This is a genomic window from Roseburia sp. OF03-24 (assembly GCF_003463035.1).
Classification (GTDB): Bacteria; Bacillota; Clostridia; order Lachnospirales; family Lachnospiraceae; genus Roseburia; species Roseburia rectibacter.
Genome location: NZ_QSCK01000027.1, coordinates 1 through 316, shown reverse-complemented (window position 1 = coordinate 316; position 316 = coordinate 1). Strand labels below are relative to the sequence as shown.

1 rRNA gene (cut by a window edge) is annotated in these 316 nt (G+C 45.6%); it reads right to left on the bottom strand.

What is annotated here, in order from left to right:
* Positions 1–235: ribosomal RNA gene (locus DXA60_RS13535) — 23S ribosomal RNA — on the bottom strand; it reaches 2679 nt to the left of the window's first position.
* Between the last annotated feature and the right edge of the window lie 81 nt (positions 236–316).

Here is a 316-nt window from a genome sequence, read left to right as displayed (position 1 = left end):
ATCGATTTTTTCTTTCTCTTCCTCCGGCTACTTAGATGTTTCAGTTCACCGGGTTCCCTTCCATACGTTATGGATTGGCGTATGGATGACTGGAGTTCGTCCAGCCGGGTTTCCCCATTCAGATATCTGCGGCTCAATGGATATTTGCTCCTCCCCGCAGCTTTTCGCAGCTTATCACGTCTTTCTTCGGCTCTTAGTGCCAAGGCATCCACCCTGCGCTCTTTCTTGCTTGACCTCTTATTTAGCTGTATTTCATAGCGTTGAAATACAGGGTCTTGCGTTTTTAAAACGCTTTGGTAAATTTCTTTACCGTTTT